The 19,339-nt window shown below is 38.5% G+C and carries 6 protein-coding genes; 4 read left to right on the forward strand and 2 right to left on the reverse strand.

Features of this window, described 5'->3' with window-relative positions; translation table 11 throughout:
- From VI621_RS05090 to VI621_RS05105, 4 genes are all read left to right on the forward strand, one after another.
- Positions 1-991 (forward strand): T9SS sorting signal type C domain-containing protein (locus tag VI621_RS05090; protein ID WP_324217301.1); only part of this gene is annotated, 991 nt, incomplete at its 5' end.
- Between the two features lie 391 nt (positions 992-1,382).
- Positions 1,383-5,909 carry a choice-of-anchor D domain-containing protein gene (locus VI621_RS05095; RefSeq protein WP_324217302.1) on the forward strand — a complete coding sequence of 1,509 codons (4,527 nt, stop codon included), beginning with the start codon at positions 1,383-1,385 and terminating at the stop codon, positions 5,907-5,909.
- A gap of 429 nt (positions 5,910-6,338) precedes the next feature.
- Positions 6,339-14,033 (forward strand): choice-of-anchor D domain-containing protein, encoded by a 7,695-nt coding sequence (locus tag VI621_RS05100; protein WP_324217303.1) that lies wholly within the window; start codon positions 6,339-6,341, stop codon positions 14,031-14,033.
- 609 nt (positions 14,034-14,642) lie between these two features.
- On the forward strand, positions 14,643-17,468 hold the full coding sequence (locus VI621_RS05105) for a T9SS sorting signal type C domain-containing protein (RefSeq protein ID WP_324217304.1): 2,826 nt from the start codon (positions 14,643-14,645) through the stop codon (positions 17,466-17,468).
- Positions 17,469-17,543: 75 nt separating this feature from the next.
- On the opposite strand, the gene bioB is transcribed toward VI621_RS05105, so the two are convergent.
- Both bioB and VI621_RS05115 read right to left on the reverse strand, forming a co-directional pair.
- Positions 17,544-18,632, reverse strand: a complete 1,089-nt coding sequence (gene bioB / locus VI621_RS05110; RefSeq protein WP_324217305.1) for a biotin synthase BioB — start codon at positions 18,630-18,632, stop codon at positions 17,544-17,546.
- A gap of 88 nt (positions 18,633-18,720) precedes the next feature.
- Entirely contained in the window at positions 18,721-19,158 is a 438-nt protein-coding gene (locus tag VI621_RS05115; protein ID WP_324217306.1) for a hypothetical protein, read from the reverse strand.
- Between the last annotated feature and the right edge of the window lie 181 nt (positions 19,159-19,339).

Genomic DNA, 19,339 nt, shown 5'->3' on the forward strand with positions numbered 1-19,339 from the left:
CCTCAATCTTGATGGTTTTGTGAATTTTTGGACACACGGTACGCTGCCGGGTTCAGCGTTGAATCCTTTTTATGGCAGTTATGCTTATAATTATACGGCCAATGATTATATTACATTTAACGGAACAGGAACAACAAGCGGGCCTTCAGGATTTAACGGATATATTGCGGCCGGACAGGGCTTTTTTGTAATGATGGATGATGGCGCTGCGGATGCTACCCAAACGATTACGTTTAACAATTCCATGCGAAGCAAAGATTATGATAACGCCCAGTTTTATAGAAACAGCGCTTCCAATCTTGTTGAAGGGACAGAAAAGCACAGAATCTGGCTGGATCTGATTTCTTCGACCAATGCGGTCAACAGGATGCTCGTAGGATATGTTGCCGGAGCCACTCTTGGAAGAGATCGTCTTTACGATGCTGTCACCAAAGTGGATAACAATCAGAATTTTTATTCCCTACTGACAAATCAAGCTTATAAAATTCAGGGTCGTCCAGTTCCTTTTGATACGAATGACCAGGTTCCGTTAGGGGTTAAATTACCTGCTTCAGGCAGTTATACTATAGCACTTGGCGCGACAGACGGATTGTTTCTGGGGGTTGCATATCCCATTTTTCTGGAAGACAAGCTGCTGAATATTATTCATGATTTGAAACAAGCACCTTACAGTTTTACCGCTGTTGCAGGAAAATTTGACAACCGTTTTGTGCTGCGTTATACCAATGTCAATTTAGGGAATGATGATTTTGTCATTACTGAGAACCATGTGGCAATAGCAACGGGAAACCAGGAAGTCGTTGTCAAATCTCAAATCGAACCTATAGAAAACATTGCCGTTTATGATGTTTTAGGGAGGTTGGTTTTCGAAAAAAATAATATCAACACTACTGAATTTACTATTCGGAATATGATTCCAAACCAACAAGCCTTGATTATCAGGATTGCTTTGGAAAACGGACAAACCATTAACAGGAAAATCGTTTTTTAACATCTTGTTATAATACTACTAAAAAGACCTCAGGATTTTATCTTGGGGTCTTTTTTTTATTATACGAATAGCAGTTGGTTTTTGTTTTTCGGTGTGTGTTTGTCGGAAATCAAATCGCTTTCAGATTCTTTTAGAAACTCAAACATTTATAATCTTTTCTCTTACAATTTCTTGTTTAATAGCTATAAGCAAAATCATAAAACTGTTAATATTTGATAAGAATATTATTATTAATTGCCTAAAATAACCGATTAAAGCATTAAAAACATCGATTAAATGACAATTTTTAGAATTGTGTCTGTGCTTTTTATTAACTTTATAAAACTCTTTGCCTGCTGCAATTTAACCAGATGAAAATCTTTTAAACCTAACAAGTTAATACCTCAAATCTATGAAAACAAAATTACTACTGCTTATGATGCTGTTTTCGGCTGTGAGTTGGGGGCAAGGAACGGAAACATTCGCAAATATCCCTGCTTCATCTGGTACTTATGAAGCTAGGACTTGGACTGGAGATAATGGAGTTGTTAATTGGGCTGCTTCTGACGCAAGAACAGACCAAACTATTACGACCAAAGCTATTACGATTAGAAATGGAGGATTGACTTTTCAATTAACAGCCGCTCAAAAAGCAGCTGGAATTGGTAGTTTGACATTTAAAGCTAAGGCACCTTTTGGCGGTCCAGATGTTGGTACGTTGAATTTACTTGTAAATGGAAGTAGTGTTGGTATAATTACAACTAATGGAGCTTTAGTAACTACGGTTAACACTTATACGATATCAAATATCAATATAGGGACAATAACAAGTTTAGTTTTGAATCAAACTACTGCTGGAAGTAGAATAACAATCGACGATATTTCTTGGACGTCAGCCTCAGAAATTAACATCCAAGGAAATGGTGTAAATATAGTTGACGGAGATACAACACCAGCACTTACCGATTTTACGGATCTTTCTGCTACCGTGGCGGTAGGGGCATCGATTACCAGAACTTTTACCATACAAAATACAGGAACGGGGACTTTAAATTTAACGTCAGCAAGTCCCCGTGTTACAATAACGGGTGCCCACGCCGCCGATTTTTCTATAACCACAATCCCCTCAAATAGTATAGCTGCAGCAGGGTCAACCACTTTTGCAGTAAGATTTACGCCAAGTGCGTTAGGGCTTAGAACGGCTACACTTACCATAAATAATAATGATAGCGACGAGGGGGTTTATGATTTTGACATTCAGGGGACTTGTATACCAAATAGTCTGTCGGATATTGTCCCGGTTGCTGGTTCTGAACCAACGACAATTTCAAGTACCGTAAATAATGCTGCTCCATTAACGGCTGCAACAGGGGTTCAAGTATGGCAAATTAAAGTTCGGGATGGTGGAGCGACACTTTCTGATGCCGATAATTTACCATCAATTTTAACGGATTTTACAATTTCTCAAGTTTCAAATACGGTTTCAACATGGAGTGATGCTATTAATACGATTGCATTGTTTGATGGTGCCACTTTTATTGCTTCGGGTACGGTAAATGCATCTACTATTGTTTTTTCCGGATTAAATATTTCTGTTACAGATAATACCGAGAAAACACTTTCGTTAAGGATGTCTTTAAAATGTCCTTTAGGTGCGGATGCCTTTGATAATGAATATTTTGGTTTTTCTATTGCCCACGGCGCCACTACTTTTTCAGCATCAGGATCCGGGAAAACCACTTTTACTGCTGCAAAAAATCAAACCGGAACCAATATCATTGCTGTCGTGGCAAGTGAATTAATTTATATTCAACAACCAGCAACGACAGGAATTGGAGCGACAATGATTGATGTTGTTCTCAAGGCTGTAGACGCTTGTGGAAATTTAGATTTAGGTGCGGTTACCGTTTCGCTTTCCAGCACGGGAACTATGACAGGAGCGCCATTGTCTGTAGCAGCTGTTGCGGGTGTAGCGACATTTACAAATATTATCCATTCTGTTGTGGGCACTGGCTTAACGATGACGGCTTCGGCAACAGGAGTCCCTTCTGAGGTTAGTTCTTTTTATGACATTGTTATCCCTACAACATTAAATCCCGGAGATTTAGCCATAATTGCAGTTAATACAGCCGCTGATTCAGGAAGTAGTGAAGATGAAATATCTTTTGTTTGTTTTGAAGATATCTTGCCCGGAACAAGAATTTATTTAACGGATAATGGTTACGAAAGGGTCACAGCCGGATTGTGGGGTAATACGGAAGGTGTTTTTTCTATAACAAGAACAGGTACAACTTTGGTAAAAGGAACAATTGTGACAATTCATTCGGTAGATGGCGGCATCAATGAAGCTTCAGATTTTACAGTTTATTCTTGTGGCGGTGTTGATGCCAATTGGACAAAGGCTGTAGTTTCTCCTGCTACTTCTTACTTCGATTTAAATATAAATGATCAGGTTTGGATTATGCAAGGAGGTACATGGGGTAATCTAAGCACAGGTACCCATAACGCTACATATAATGGAAATGTATTGTATGGATGGACTGATATTCCTTGGAAAACGACATCAAATTATGCGAGTACACAAGGTTCAACAATATACCCTCAAAGAGAATGTTATACCACTGATGTTGCTAATCCAGAAACAGGGGCATCGTTTGTAAAATTCAATGATCCGGTGAATCCTGATTTTTCAACTATAACTAATGGTAGATTCGATTGGATTGCATTGATTAATAATCCTGCCAATTGGAATTATTATAGTTCGGATGTTTTATATGATACGGGCGGATATGATTATATAGGCAACGCAACATGTCCCGCCATGATAATCTCGGGCGACACCTATGTTAATGGGAAATGGACCGGTAGATTAGATACAAACTGGTTTAATTGTGGGAACTGGGATACTTTAGTGGTTCCAGATGATACAGTTGATGTTCAGGTGGGTGATAATACAAATAATAATCAGGCCATTGTAGATGCTGCTGCACCTTTTGCGAGTTATTATAGTAATATAGCTAAAGCTAAAAACCTGACTATTATCGGAGAAAAAGTAGAAGTAGCCGGAAACACAAACAACAAATTTGAGGTTCACGGTAATTTACTAATTGATACTGCAGGAGCTTTGGATATGGATGATAGTACTATAGCGGATGATGGTCAGTTGTATCTTTATGGGAACTGGACCAATAATTTAGGGAATACAGCCTTTTCTGAAGGAAACGGAACCATCCATTTTATGGGAAGTACCCCTCAAATTATAAGCAATGTTACCCCAGAAGGAACCGAAACATTTTATAATCTGGTCTTAAATAATGATTTTACGACCAACGTATCTAATGATATTATTGCTCTTGGAGACTTAACCGTTAATGCCGGAAAAACACTAATAGTTTCGCCTGACGATTATGTTCAGGTTAATAAAAAAGTCACTAATAATGGGTTTTTAGAAATTTTAAACAGCGGCTCTTTAGTTCAGGTAGAAGATGGAATTGCAAATATAGGCAGCATATCAATGAAGCGTAAAGCCAATATTCGCTTGCAGGATTATGTATACTGGTCCTCTCCAGTTGTCAGTTTTGCCGTGACCGGTATATCACCAAGTACACCCACGAGTGTAATCTGGAAATGGAATCCTACAGTCGCCAATACTAATGGTGGTTTTGGAAACTGGCAAAATGCAAATGAAAGCATGAGCGTGGGCAAAGGTTATATTGTTCGAGGGCCAAGTGGTTTCAATAATACCGCGGCTCAGGACTTTACCGCAAATTTCACCGGTGTTCCTAATAATGGGGTTTGCAATGTTTCTATACAAAGAGGAAATAATACAGCAGGAGATTATTCTGGAACAAATGGAATTACCATAACCAACAAAGATGATAATTGGAATTTAATAGGAAATCCGTATCCTTCAGCAGTCAGCGCGCTTGACTTTTTGACTGCCAATACAAACATTGAAGGAGCAATCCGTTTGTGGACTCATGGTACGCTGCCAAGCACATCAATTTCTAATTCATTTTACGAGAGCTTTACTTATAATTATTCTTCCAATGATTATATTGTTTATAATGGGACAGCCACCATAACTGGTCCGGCAGGATTTAATGGTCTAATTGGTGCGGGTCAATCGTTTTTTGTATTAATGAATGATGGCGCTGCAGCAACAGAAACAGTTACTTTTAATAATGCATTGCGAAGTAAATTACACAACAACAGTCAGTTTTACAGAAGTGCTAATGCGCAAACAACAACTGCTTCAACTGAGCGTCATAGAATCTGGTTGGATTTAATTTCACCAACAGGGGTCGTAAACAGAACCGTAGTTGGTTATGTGGAAGGAGCCACCCAACAAAAAGACCGTATTTATGATGCCTACACGGATTATAAAAATGCACAAAATTTCTATTCTATTATTGATAAAGAAATTTTGTCAATCCAAGGCAGGGCATTGCCGTTTATGGTTGAGGATACCGTGCCTATGGGTATTAAAATACCGGCTAACGGGACTTACAAAATCGCCATTGCTGCTGTTGACGGATTGTTTCAGGGAGGCGGACAAATTATCTATCTGGAAGATACATTGTTGAATGTAATTCATAACGTAACCGTTTCGCCTTATCAATTTACAGCGAACCAAGGGGTTATAAACAATAGATTTATACTGCGTTATACCAATGGAACTTTAGGAACGGATGATTTTGACACCATTGGGAACAATGTAATTGTGGCAACCGGAAATCAGGAAATCCATATTGAATCTCAATTGGAACCTATAAAATACGTTAAGGTTTATGATGTTTTAGGAAGGTTAATTCTCGAAAAATCCAATGTCAATACGACCGAGTTTTCCATTCGGAATATGGTTTCAAACCAACAGGCCTTGATTGTCAGGATTACTTTAGAAAACGGACAAATCATTAATAAGAAAATCGTTTTTTAAAACAGTGTCATAATAATGCTTATAAAAACCTCAGGATTTATTTTGAGGTTTTTTTCTGGGGTTAAAAACCGTTTATTTGGTTTGTCGTGGTTTATCATTTTCAATAGTTCTTTTAATATCAGATCATCTTTTGAATCCTTTTTGAAGTAAAAAGACTACAGCATTTTTGTTGTAATTTTTTTTGCATAAAAGAGTGATGCGTTAAAGTTAAAAGACGAGGTATAGCAAATCAATCCTATTTATAAGAATAGTATTATAAATGCTTAAAATCACCGATTAAAACATTAATAATAACGTTTAAATAACAATTTTTTTAACAACTTTTACGGTTATACCCTTTTTTATGTTAAATTTAAGAATATATTTGTCGGCTGCATTTTAATCAAATGCAATTCTTTTTTATACTTAAAAGATAATACCACAAATGTTATGAGAATAAAATTACTATTGTTAATGTTGTTGTTTTCGGTTGTGAGTTGGGGACAGGTGAGTTATCTTGGTTTAGACGGAGGTTTGGAAGGTGCTGCGACAATTGATAACACTACCATCAATACATTACCGCAAGCTAATATGTGGACAAAAGCAAATGCAACCCAAACCATAGCTAATGAAGTTACAACTGTTAGATCGGGGATAAATTCCCTTAGGATTAATAACACATCTACTACTGCTCGTAGGGTTTGGTCGCCAAATATTTCAGTAGCTTCTACAACATCTCAAGTAACAGTTCAATATTACAGAAGAGTTGCAAATATTACAAATTCTCAAGAAAACCAATCAGGAATTTTGAATAACACAGAAGGACTTTCCGGCACATATGCAACTCCTCTAACTGCAAACACATGGGAAAAAGTCACTTATTCAAAATCTTCCTCAACATGGACAACTATTTCCGGTTTGATTCTTCAAAGGAAAATAGGTACAGGGAGTGATATGTTTATTGACGATATGTGCGTTTACTCCGGTTCAACAGATCTAACCGCGCCAAATACTCCTGGAGCCATTACGGTAAATAATCCAACAAATACAACTTTAGATCTAAGTTGGGGAGCTACAAGCGGTGGAGTTGACGGAGGCGGTTATATGGTTGTCAGGTATTCGCTTAATCCAAACGCGGATAATAGTCCAAATACAAATGGTATTTATGCCGTTGGAAATACTTATAGTAATGGCACCGGAGCCTTAGTCGGTACGGTTGTTTATAATGGTATGGGGCTTAGTTTTACGGATATGGGATTATCGAGTAGTACACAGTATTGGTATAAAGTTTATACTGTCGATAAAGCATTTAATTATTCTACGGAAGTTTCAGGAAATGGAACTACGATATTTGCCGCATCAAACACCATTACCACCAATACTGCTTTAACAGGTAGTCCGTTTTGTTCAGGCAATAGCGTTTCAGTGCCTTTTGTGAGCAGCGGAACCTTCGCTACAGGAAATATATATACTGTACAATTGTCTAATGCTTCAGGAAGTTTTGCTTCACCAGTTAGCATTGGGACTTTGTCAAGTACTGCAAATTCAGGAACCATTACTGCCGCAATTCCTGCGGGAACTGCTGCGGGAGCAGGATATAGAATACGAGTTGTTTCCAATATACCAAGTGTTATAGGATCTGATAATACTGCCAATCTTGCGGTTAATAGTGCCTTAATTATAACTACACAACCCACCGCCCAATCGGTCACTGAACCAGCTACAGCTGCTTTCACAGTGGCGGCTACCGGAACGGGAGTAACCTATCAATGGCAGGTTTCCACTAATGGTGGAGGGACTTGGAATAATGTGAGTACAGGAACGGGAGGTACAACAGTATCTTACACTACAGAAGCTACGATAATGGGAATGAACGGCTATCAATATCGGGTTATCGTAAGTGGTATGTCACCTTGCGTGGCGGTAACTTCTAATGCGGTCACTTTGACGGTAAATGCGGCTGTAACCCCTGTTATCACCAGTGCTTTGACGGCATCAGGAACAACAGGAACCGCTTTTACTTATACCATTGTTGCTACGAATACACCTACTAGCTTTAGTGCTACAGGTTTGCCTGCGGGATTGTCTATCAATACGAGTACGGGAGTAATTTCTGGAACTCCTATAGCGGCTGGTACAACTAATGTGACTATTACTGCAGCGAATGCGGGTGGCACTGATACAGAAACTTTGGTGATTACAGTTGTTGCGCCTGCAATTCCAGAAATAGATGTTGTAGGAAATGGTATCTCAATTATTGATGGAGACATAACGGCTTCGGTAACAGATGATACTGATTTTGGCTTCACAGGAATCGCTTCGGGAATGATAGTTAAAACATTTACCATTTTCAATACAGGAGGAGCTAATTTAACAATTTCAAGCGTTACGTCCTCGTTTGCTGATTTCACAATCAGCAGTGCTCCCGCAGCAACAGTTGCTTCCGGAGGTACAACAACTTTTCAGGTAACGTTTAATCCGAATGCTGCTGCACTAAGATTTGCAACAATTACTATTCTTAATAGTGATAGTAACGAAGGGACCTATGATTTTAGAGTGGAAGGTACGGGAACCGCGCCTGAAATTAACATAGCGGGAAATTCAAATAATATTGCTGATGGTGATGTAACTCCTGTTACGACAGATAATACTGATTTTGGATCTGTTGACATAGCCTCAGGCGCTATTGTTAAAACGTTCACAATTCAGAATACAGCTTCCGGAACCTTCGCGTCGGCTTTAAACCTGACCGGAGTGAGCCCATACGTAGTGATTTCCGGCGCAAATGCTGCCGATTTTACGTTAACAGTAATCCCGTCGGCTTCTATTGCCACTTCGGGCAGTACTACTTTTCAGGTTTCTTTCGATCCGACAACCATTGGCACAAAAACGGCTACAATTACTATAAATAATGACGACAGTGACGAAAATCCTTATAATTTTTCAATTCAAGGAACAGGAGTTACACCAACAATTACGCTTACACCAACAACACGTACGGGTTTTACCTATGTTTTTGGGTCTGGTCCATCCCCAACTCAAACCTTTACTGCAAGCGGGGCTAATTTAACGGCGAATATTTTACTTACACCACCTACAAATTATGAAATATCAACGGCAGCAGGTTCTGGTTTTGGAAGTACAATTAATTTGACGCAATCTGGCGGAACGGTTAGTTCAACAACCATTTATATTAGATTAAAATCAGGTCTGGCAGTTGGTACTTATAATTTAGAGGATATTACCGCTACTTCAACAAATGCTGTTAACAAAACGGTTACTTGTAGCGGAACGGTAACGGCTCCAATAACAAATGATTTATGTTCAAATGCCATTGTGTTAACGGTAAATGCTGCTGCGACAACAGGTAACATGACAGGATCTTCACCGACAGCAGGATTAACTTATGAGCCTACAAAAAAGGATGTTTGGTATGCTTTTACCCCAACTTGCACCGGTTCCCATACCATTACCGTGACGGGTTTTGCAGGAGATATTGATGTAGATGTTTTTATGGCTTCTTGTCCAACCTCTGGCGTAGGGACATTTTCTGCTCAAACCGGATCAGCGACAGAAGCGGTTACTGCCACTTTTACAAGTGGTGTAACTTATTATATTCGTCTATTAGCATGGAATACTGCCGCAGAAACAAGTGCATTTACCGTACAGGTCGTGTCTAATGGTACATTGACATTGACAAATACAGGCAGTCCCGCTGTAGGAGGTATTGCAGCAAATACAAATAATGTTGTATTATTTGGTTTTGATGTGACACCAAGCGCTTGTACAACAACTTTTAACTTTACTGCCGTAACTGTTTCTAAAGCTGGAACTACCACAACAGCCGATTTATCTAATTTTAGAATATTTTATGATGCGGATGGAAATGGTGTTATCAATGGTGGAGAAGCCACTGTTTCGGGTGCTGGAATTGCTTTGGCAACTAACATGAATTTCACCATAACAGGACAAACCGGTTTATCAGCAGCCAGAAAATATTTGTTGGTTGCAGATGTTGCTGTTGGAGCAACAAATGCGCGCACATTTACAGGAAGCATAACACCATCAACCGATTTAACCGCGGTTTTAACACCAACAGGTTCAGTAACCGGAACAGCTACGGGAAATACACAAACGATTCTTTCTGGTCCGGAGATTAATGTAACGGGAAATTCCGTTTCAATCTCTGATAATGATGCTTCGCCTTCTGTAACGGATGCTACTGATTTTGGTTCAACCGATATTACTTCCGGAACTGTGGTAAAAACATTCACGATTCAGAATATTGGGGTTGCCGCACTTAACTTAACTGGTCTAAGTCCTTATTTAGTAATAGGAGGAACAGACGCTGCCGATTTTTCTTTGACAGTCATTCCTGCATCACCAATTGCAGCTTCTGGGTCGACCACTTTTCAGGTTACTTTTAATCCAAGTACTATAGGTTTAAAATCAGCCACCCTCTCCATTGCCAATGATGATACGAATGAAAATCCTTATAATTTTACCATTCAGGGAACAGGAACTACCCCACTTGTTAATGATTTATGTGCGAGTGCCACCGCATTAACCGTAAATGCCGCCGCGATAGGAGGAAATATGACAGGGGCTACCATAACAGCACCATTTACCGAAAAAGATGTTTGGTATAGTTTTACTCCAAGTTGTACGGGAACTCATGCCATAACGATTGCTGGTTTTACCGGTGATATTGATACTGAATTGTTTGGAGGGGCTTGTCCGGTTTCAACAACTACTTTAGATGGTTCCGCAGGAACAACTTCTACAGAAACGATAAGTACTTCGTTAACCTCCGGAACAACTTATTATTTAAGAGTTCTGGCATTTAATGTTGGAGCGGAGACTACTGCTTTCACGGCTAGGGTTACCACAACGAGTGTATTAACACTGACTAATGCAGGAAGTCCTGCAGCGGGTAATATCAGCGCTGGAACTGTAAATGCGGTTATAATGGGATTTACCACAACTCCAACTTGCACTGCCAGTTATGATAATACTAGTGTCACTTTAACAAAATCGACAATATCAACTGTAACTGCAGCAGATATTTCTGGTTTCAGGATTTTTTATGATGCTAATGGAAACGGAATTGTTGATGGAGGCGAAACATCGATATCCGGAGCAGGAATTGCATTGGGTACGACGATGGTCTTTACTTTGTCAGGACAAACGGGAATTACGACAACTAGAAATTACCTGTTAGTTGCGAATGTTGCTCTTGCAGCGGTAAACGGGCATACGATAAAAATCAATTTATCCCCTAATACTGATTTAACCTCAGTACTTACGCCAACCGGTACGAAAACAGGAACCGCCTTAGGAAACACTCAAACGATAACACCTCCAACGTGTACATCAGCGGTAATTTCCAATTTAACCCCTTCTTCAGGACCGGTGGGTACAGAAGTAACCATCACCGCTTCCTCAGGAAGTTTAACGGGTGCAACCGCTACTTTTAACGGAATTTCTGCCACTGTTGTGTCCAGCTCGGCGACACAATTGGTAGTAACGGTTCCAGTCGGTGCAGCTTCCGGTAATTTAATTGTTACTGACGGTCAGCCTTGTAATTCAACCACCACATTTACGGTTATCAATAATGATGTCACCACATGTGAAGGTTCAGGAAATTCTTTTGCAGATTTAATTATTTCGGAGGTATACGATTCCAATGGTGGAAATGTCTGGCACATGGAACTATTCAATCCGACTAATACTGCTATTGATTTAGACGCGTTGGGTGCGAATTATAAATTGGAAAGATTTGGAACTATAGGTGATCCAACTCCGACAAGAACGGTGGATATTTCGGGAATAGTTCTTCCGGGGGCTGTTTATTTAGCCGATTTAGGAACGATTACAGATCCTTCATGTATAAAAACATACGACTTCACTTCTTATGCACAGGGAATTAATGAGCAGGATGCAATTAAATTGACTAAAGAAGGTATTCCGGTTGATATAGTTCATTGTCCAAATGAAATAGGATACACCATCACCAGAAATACAACTGCCACCGGACCAACTGCCACTTATAATGCTGCAGACTGGAATATAAATAGTACAGAATCTTGTACTGATTTAGGATTGTTTAGCGCGATACTTAATATGCCGGCAGCCATCACTGCCCAACCAAGTCTTAGCTTAACCTGTTCTAGTACTTCAGCTTTGATTTCTGTTACTGCAACCGAAGGATTTGTAGGAGGAGCCCAGTTGGCCTATCAATGGTATGTTGTTGCTCCCGGAGCTTCAACTTGGACCGCACTTACAAATGCAGGTGTCTATACTGGCGCTACTGCAAACACATTGAATATATCGGCCCTGACAGGATTAGATAATTATCAGTACTATTGCCAGGTAAGAGAAAATGATGCAACCTGTTATCAGGCAACAATAGCAGTAAAAATTGGTTCGGGAACTACCACTACCTGGAATGGAAGCACTTGGTCTGACGGAATGCCTACATTAGGAATGCTTACAATCATCGACGGGAATTATAACACCACAACTCATGGCAATATCGATTGCTGTAGTTTGATGGTTAATGCCGGATTTACAGCTACCGTTACGGCTGGAAGTTACATCAATATTCAAAATGATTTAACGGTAAATGCCGGAGGAACCCTGGATGTTTTAAACAATGGTTCCTTAGTGCAGATTAGCGACACAGGTGTGAATACCGGGAATATTATTATGCGTCGTACGGCAAATATCAAGCTACAAGATTATGTGTATTGGTCAGCTCCGGTATCGGGTTTTTCAGTAAATTCTATTTCTCCGGGTACACCTTCAAGTTTACTTTGGAAATGGAATCCTACAGTTCTCAATACCAATGGAGGTGAAGGAAATTGGCAAAGTGCCTCAGGAGCGATGACCGTCGGAGGAGGTTATATTGTGAGAGCGCCTAATGGCTATACAAATTCAAGTGCGACTGCGTTTACGGCAAATTTCACAGGAGTGCCAAATAACGGAATTCTTACTCCGGCCATCAGTAGAGGAAATAATTTAGGAGCAGGAGCCACTGGACCAAACGGTGTTTTAAGAACGGAAAATGATGACAACTGGAATTTGTTGGGGAACCCGTATCCATCAGCAATAGGAATAAATGAATTTTTAACGGCTAATATTGCCAATATAGATGGATTTGTTAGGCTTTGGACTCATGGTACATTGCCAAGCAGCGGTACAGCAGATCCCTTTTATGCTAATTTTGTATCTAATTATACTGCAGCTGATTATATTGCAATTAATGGTGCAGGAGCCACAAGTGGTCCGGGAACACTAAGTGTAATCGGAGCTGGGCAAGGATTTTTTGTATTAATGAATGCGGGAGGTGCCTCTACAAGTTCGGTTACGTTTAATAACGCAATGAGAAGCAAAACATTCTCGAACAGTCAGTTTTACAGAGCCGCAAATATTTTGAATGACAATCAACCTATAGGAGGGAATCTGGAACGTCATAGAATTTGGTTGGATTTGATTCCTGCTACCGGACCAACTATCAGAACCTTGGTAGCTTATGTAGAAAGCGCAACAGCAGGAAGAGACAGGCTATTTGATGCTTTGACGGATTATAAGAGTGCGCAGAACTTCTATTCGCTTATAGGTAATGATATAATGACTATTCAGGGCAGGGCATTACCATTTGTTGTTGAGGATAAAGTGCCTATGGGGGTTAAAATACCTGCTAACGGGATTTATAAAATTGCCCTTGCTGCCGTTGACGGATTGTTTCAAGGCGGTGCACAAATTATTTATCTGGAAGATAAATTACTGAATGTGATTCATAACCTAACCGCCTCGCCGTATCAATTTACAGCGAACCAAGGAGTTATAAACAGTAGATTTATATTGCGTTATACCAATGTGACTTTAGGAACCGATGATTTTGACACTATCGGAAACAATGTAATTGTTGCCTCAGGAAATCAGGAAATCCATGTTGAATCCCAATTGGAACCTATAAAAAGCATTATAGTTTACGATGTTTTAGGAAGAAGTATTTTCGAAGAAAACAATGTCAATACTACCGAGTTCTCTATTCAAAATCTGGTTTTAAGCCAACAGGCATTAATCGTTAAAATTGTTTTAGAAAACGGACATACACTTACAAGAAAAATTATTTTCTAACGACGAATTCCTCGTTCATAAAAAAACCCATAAAGAGCAATCTTTATGGGTTTTTTTATACAATTTAGAGTCCTATAATTTTTTAAATCAACCAGAACTTACAGAATATTGAAAAATATTCATCAATGTTTTTTTGTTATCGATATGCGTTATATGCCTATTTATCATAAGTATATAAATTTTACCCTCAAAAATTTTAAAGTTGCCTTAAAAATAAAATTTAAGATGATTTTATTTACAACAAATTTGTGATTCTCTCCACTTTTCGGTGTTTTTTTAACTGAACACAGTTATTATTTAAAAAGAAAAAACTGACAAATGCACTTACTCATTGCAACGGATTTATTCTATTTATTAAGAATAAACTTACTTATAATGTCTAATTTTGCACTTTAACGATTTTTATTGTCATTTGAAGAATAAATAAAATGATTCGAATGAGCATTTGTAATTTTCCTGAGTCTTGACGTAATGATTTATTAAATAATTAAGATACGGTTTTTCCGTAAAAATTGTTAAAGTTTACAGAACTCCAAACTGGTTTTTAGAAACCTTTTATCTCGATAGCTTTTTTAAAGAAAATCATTCGAAGTAACAAAAAAATAAAAAATGGATAAAATACTACACTTGTTTTCAAATAACAGATCGATCTTGATATTAATATTATCACTTAGTTCTTTTACTTTTTGTGCACAGACCACCAATACTTTCACGGCAACCAATTCAAATTGGAATAATACTGGAAACTGGTCCCTTAATCATGTGCCAACATCGGCAGAAGACGTATTGATTCCTTTTGGGAAAACGGTAACTGTAAATGTAAATTCATTGGCCAATAGTATTACTATTTCAGGGGTTTTGAAAATAGATGATCAAAAAACGCTTACGGTAGGCCATAATTTTACAGTGAATCCTGGTGGTGCTTTTAATATGCCAGGGGGTTCAGGTGTAGCAACACTTGTCGTTTATGGTAATTTTTATAATTATGGAATTTCTGATTTTTGGAAGAGCAACGTCATTATTTGTGGCGACTTAATCAGTCCTTCGACATCCTCATTGCAAAACAGCGGAATTGTTGTAGTAGGGGGTAATATCATTGGTGATTTTTCTCTTACAGGCAGTGCGGGTAATATTTACGCATTGAATCCTAATGCTACAGTGACTGTTACGCCAAGTTCGGTTGGCAGCACAGTTATTCCAGGTGCTGATGTGCCAGCTTCCGAAGGGGCAGCATTAATTACTTTAATTAACCAGGCAATTTATTCAGGGAGCTGTCCTTTCACTGTTTCTGATGTAATGGACGTTACAGCTTGTACCGGGAGTAATGCAATATTTACAGTGTCTACATCAGGTGCATCACCGCAATACCAATGGCAAGTTAAAACCGGCATTAACAATGAGTGGAATAATTTAGCAAATGATGCGGTTTATTCAGGTGTTTTCACAACAACGCTTACCATTACAAATATAAATGCTTTGATGAACGGTTATAAATATAGAGCATTGATAACCTCTTCTTCTTGTGTATTAAGTGGAAATAATGGTAAATTGAATTTAACTGCCGGACCTCCTACACCTATTGTTGGACTAATAACACAGCCAACTTGTGCTATAACAACCGGAAGTGTGGTCTTGAGCGGTTTGCCTCTGTCTGGTATTTTGAATCCTGGAAATATTTCTTATTCAGGAACATCATGTACAGTTTCAGGGTTAGTTCCGGGAACTTATAATTTTACCGTAACTACCAATTCTTGTTATTCTGCTGGGTCAGAGGCTGTTGTTATTTTACCATTGGTAACAACTACCTGGAATGGCTCTTCTTGGAGTAATGGGCTTCCGTCTAGTGATAAAAACATTATTTTTAATGGGGATTACACATCTTTTTCTGATATTAATGCCTGTAGTTGTACCGTAAATCCCGGGACGAATGTTATTGTTAATTCTGGTAATACTTTAATAATGTCTAATGCTATTACGGTTGCAGGCGGAACGATTACTTTAGAAAATAACGCCAGTTTGATTCAGACAAACGATGCGGCAATAAACACTGGAAACATTACCGTAAAAAGAAATTCTTCTCCGATGAAATTATACGATTATACGTATTGGTCATCGCCGGTTCAAAACTGGAAATTAAATCAATTGTCGCCAAATACCGGCTATTATTACAGCTTTGATCCTTTAACAAACAATTGGGCGGGCACTAACGGTGGTAATCAGGTCATGGCTGCCGGCAAAGGCTATATTATTAGAGCACCACAAGGATGGAGCACCACAAATGCTACATTAGGGGTATATAACGGAAATTTTATTGGGGCTCCTAACAATGGAGTCGTTCCGGTTACCATCCAAAAAGGTGCCGGTACTTACAATCTAATTGGAAATCCATATCCTTCAGCAATTGATATCGATTTATTTCTTTCTGATCCGGCTAATTCCAATATCATAAACGGAACGATATACCTATGGACTCATAACACTGCAATAAGCAGTACCATTCCAGGTAATGCAACTTATAATTACACGAGTGATGATTATGCCAAATACAATTTAACCGGTGGGATAAAAACAGCTGTAGCAGTAGCCGGAGGAGTTGCACCTGACGGTAAAATTGCCTCAGGGCAGGGTTTCTTCATTGAAGCCAACACGGCTTTGGTCAACGGAACGTATACCGCAAATTTCAAAAACAGCATGAGAATTGCCGGTAGCAACAATCAGTTTTTCAGAACCGCTACTGCTCCGCAGTCTGCAACGAACACTATCGAGAAAAACCGTCTTTGGTTAAATATATCAAACCCGCAAGGCGCTTATAACGAAACTCTTTTAGGTTATGTAACGGGTGCAACAAATGGATTTGATAATCTGCATGATGGAAAAACTTTCCCGGCCGGAAATGTGCTATCGTTGTATTCAGTTGTAGGAACTGATAATTATTCTATTCAGGGAAGAGCTTTGCCTTTCAACGCAAGTGAAATTATTCCATTGGGTTACTCCACTACATTATCGGGAACTTTTTCTATTGCGATCGAAAATCTGGATGGGTTTTTCATAGATCAAAATGTGTATTTACTTGATAAATCAAACAATACGACCCATAACCTGAAAACATCAGCCTATAGTTTCACAACGGCTACAGGAACTTTCAATAACCGTTTCGAACTGAGATTTACAACCGCAACTCTGGGTAACAACAATCCGGCATTGAATGAAAATATGGTTACCATTTATTCAAATGACAAACAAATAAAAATCCAATCACAATTGGAACCAATCGAAAAGGTAATTATTTATGATATACTTGGAAGACAAATTTTTGAAAATAATAAAGTAAATAGTAATGAAGCATTGATTTCAGATTTGATGAATCATCAAACATTAATTGTAAAAATCATTCTGTCGAATACTCAAGTAGTAACTAAAAAATTAGTTTATTAGATTTTAAAAAGTAATTTGATAATAAAAAATCCCAACTGAAAAGTTGGGATTTTTTATTATCAAAAACTAAATGAATTATTCTTTTCCTTTTCCGGAAGCTTCTAGATTTCTTTCAATAGCATGTCCTGGGCGTGACCATTTTGGTTTTTCACCCAGTGTTTGAAATTGAGAATCCGCTGCTTCAACAGTTGTTGGCTGAGATACTTTTGTGAAAGGTTTTTGAGGGTTTAATCCCAACATTTCAAACATTTTCATGTCTTCATTTACATCAGGATTTGGTGTAGTCAATAGTTTGTCACCGGCAAAAATAGAATTGGCTCCGGCAAAGAAACACATCGCCTGGCCTTCACGACTCATGTTCATTCTTCCAGCTGAAAGACGCACCTGTGTTTCTGGCATGATGATTCGGGTAGTAGCTACCATACGAATCATTTCCCAAATTTCAACAGGCTTTTCTTCTTCCAATGGCGTTCCTTCCACTGCAACTAATGCATTAATCGGCACTGATTCCGGTTGTGGATTTAAAGTAGATAGAGCCACTAGCATTCCGGCTCTGTCACTGATACTTTCTCCCATTCCGATAATTCCGCCACTGCATACCGTCACATTTGTTTTACGAACATTCTCAATGGTTTGCAAACGGTCTTCGAAACCACGTGTAGAAATAACTTCTTTATAGTATTCTTCTGAGGTGTCCAAGTTGTGATTGTAGGCATATAAACCTGCTTCAGCCAATCGGTGCGCCTGATTTTCAGTAATCATACCTAAAGTACAACATACTTCCATGTCCAGTTTGTTGATGGTTCGCACCATTTCTAAAACCTGATCAAATTCGGCACCGTCTTTTACGTTTCTCCAGGCTGCACCCATACAAACACGAGAGGAACCACTTGATTTTGCTCTTAAGGCTTGCGCTTTTACCTGACTCACAGACATTAAATCATTACCTTCAATTTCGGTGTGATAACGTGCCGCTTGTGGACAATAACCGCAATCCTCAGGACAACCGCCAGTTTTTATGGATAATAAAGTAGAAACCTGTACCACATTTGGGTCGTGGTGTTCTCTATGAACCGATGCTGCTTCAAAGAGCAAATCCATCATAGGTTTGTTGTATATAGCGATAATTTCGTCTTTTGTCCAGTTGTGTTTTTTGATGCTCATTGTACCTTTTTAGATTGCTCCAAAAGTAGTTAAATTGTTCTAAACAAGCAAAGCTGAACATTTGTAATATGAAAAATTATTTGTTTTTTTAGTCAGAGACAATGTGTCTTCTCCAATATTGCATCAAAATAAAAGTTGCAATAACGGCAGAGGCAGTACCTTCGAAAAGTAAGCCAATGCAATATTCATTTGCGGTGGGATTATTTCCGAATAAAAAAACATCGGAAAGGTTTTTAATATATTCATCTCCGCCCCTGATAGCGATATAAATTCGTAAGCCAATAACACTCAAAACGACACCAATAATTGAGGTTAATCCTCCGGAAATCATATTTTTCAGGTAATCGGTTTTGCCTTCCTCGATGTTTGTTTTTATAGTTCTATTGACGATGTATAAAACTATAAAAATGTTTAAGATTCTCAAATAATAAATATCTGAAAGCCCTAATGCTTCCATTGCTAAGAAATAGATTCCAATTCCAAGAAAAATCAAAAACCCGTTTACCAATTCTTTTTGTAGTTTCATAACAGTAGTTTTAAGGGATATTATTACAAATTAGAAAAAAGTAATAATAGGGTTAGATACATTTCGGTCCGCTAATTATTTCAAAATTACTAAAAATATTTGATAATTATTGCTGTTTTTAACGTAAATAATTCGATTTCATCAAAAAAATTAATGCCTTAAAATAAATATGGTTTTGTAG

This window comes from Flavobacterium sp. (genome assembly GCF_035292545.1).
GTDB lineage: Bacteria > Bacteroidota > Bacteroidia > Flavobacteriales > Flavobacteriaceae > Flavobacterium.

What these genes read in the sequence shown, in the direction of transcription:
- VI621_RS05100 (WP_324217303.1), top strand. Translation starts at nt 6,339, where the DNA reads ATGAGAATAAAATTACTATTGTTAATGTTGTTGTTTTCGGTTGTGAGT.
- VI621_RS05115 (WP_324217306.1), bottom strand. Translation starts at nt 19,158, where the DNA reads ATGAAACTACAAAAAGAATTGGTAAACGGGTTTTTGATTTTTCTTGGA.
- bioB (WP_324217305.1), bottom strand. Translation starts at nt 18,632, where the DNA reads ATGAGCATCAAAAAACACAACTGGACAAAAGACGAAATTATCGCTATA.
- VI621_RS05105 (WP_324217304.1), top strand. Translation starts at nt 14,643, where the DNA reads ATGGATAAAATACTACACTTGTTTTCAAATAACAGATCGATCTTGATA.
- VI621_RS05095 (WP_324217302.1), top strand. Translation starts at nt 1,383, where the DNA reads ATGAAAACAAAATTACTACTGCTTATGATGCTGTTTTCGGCTGTGAGT.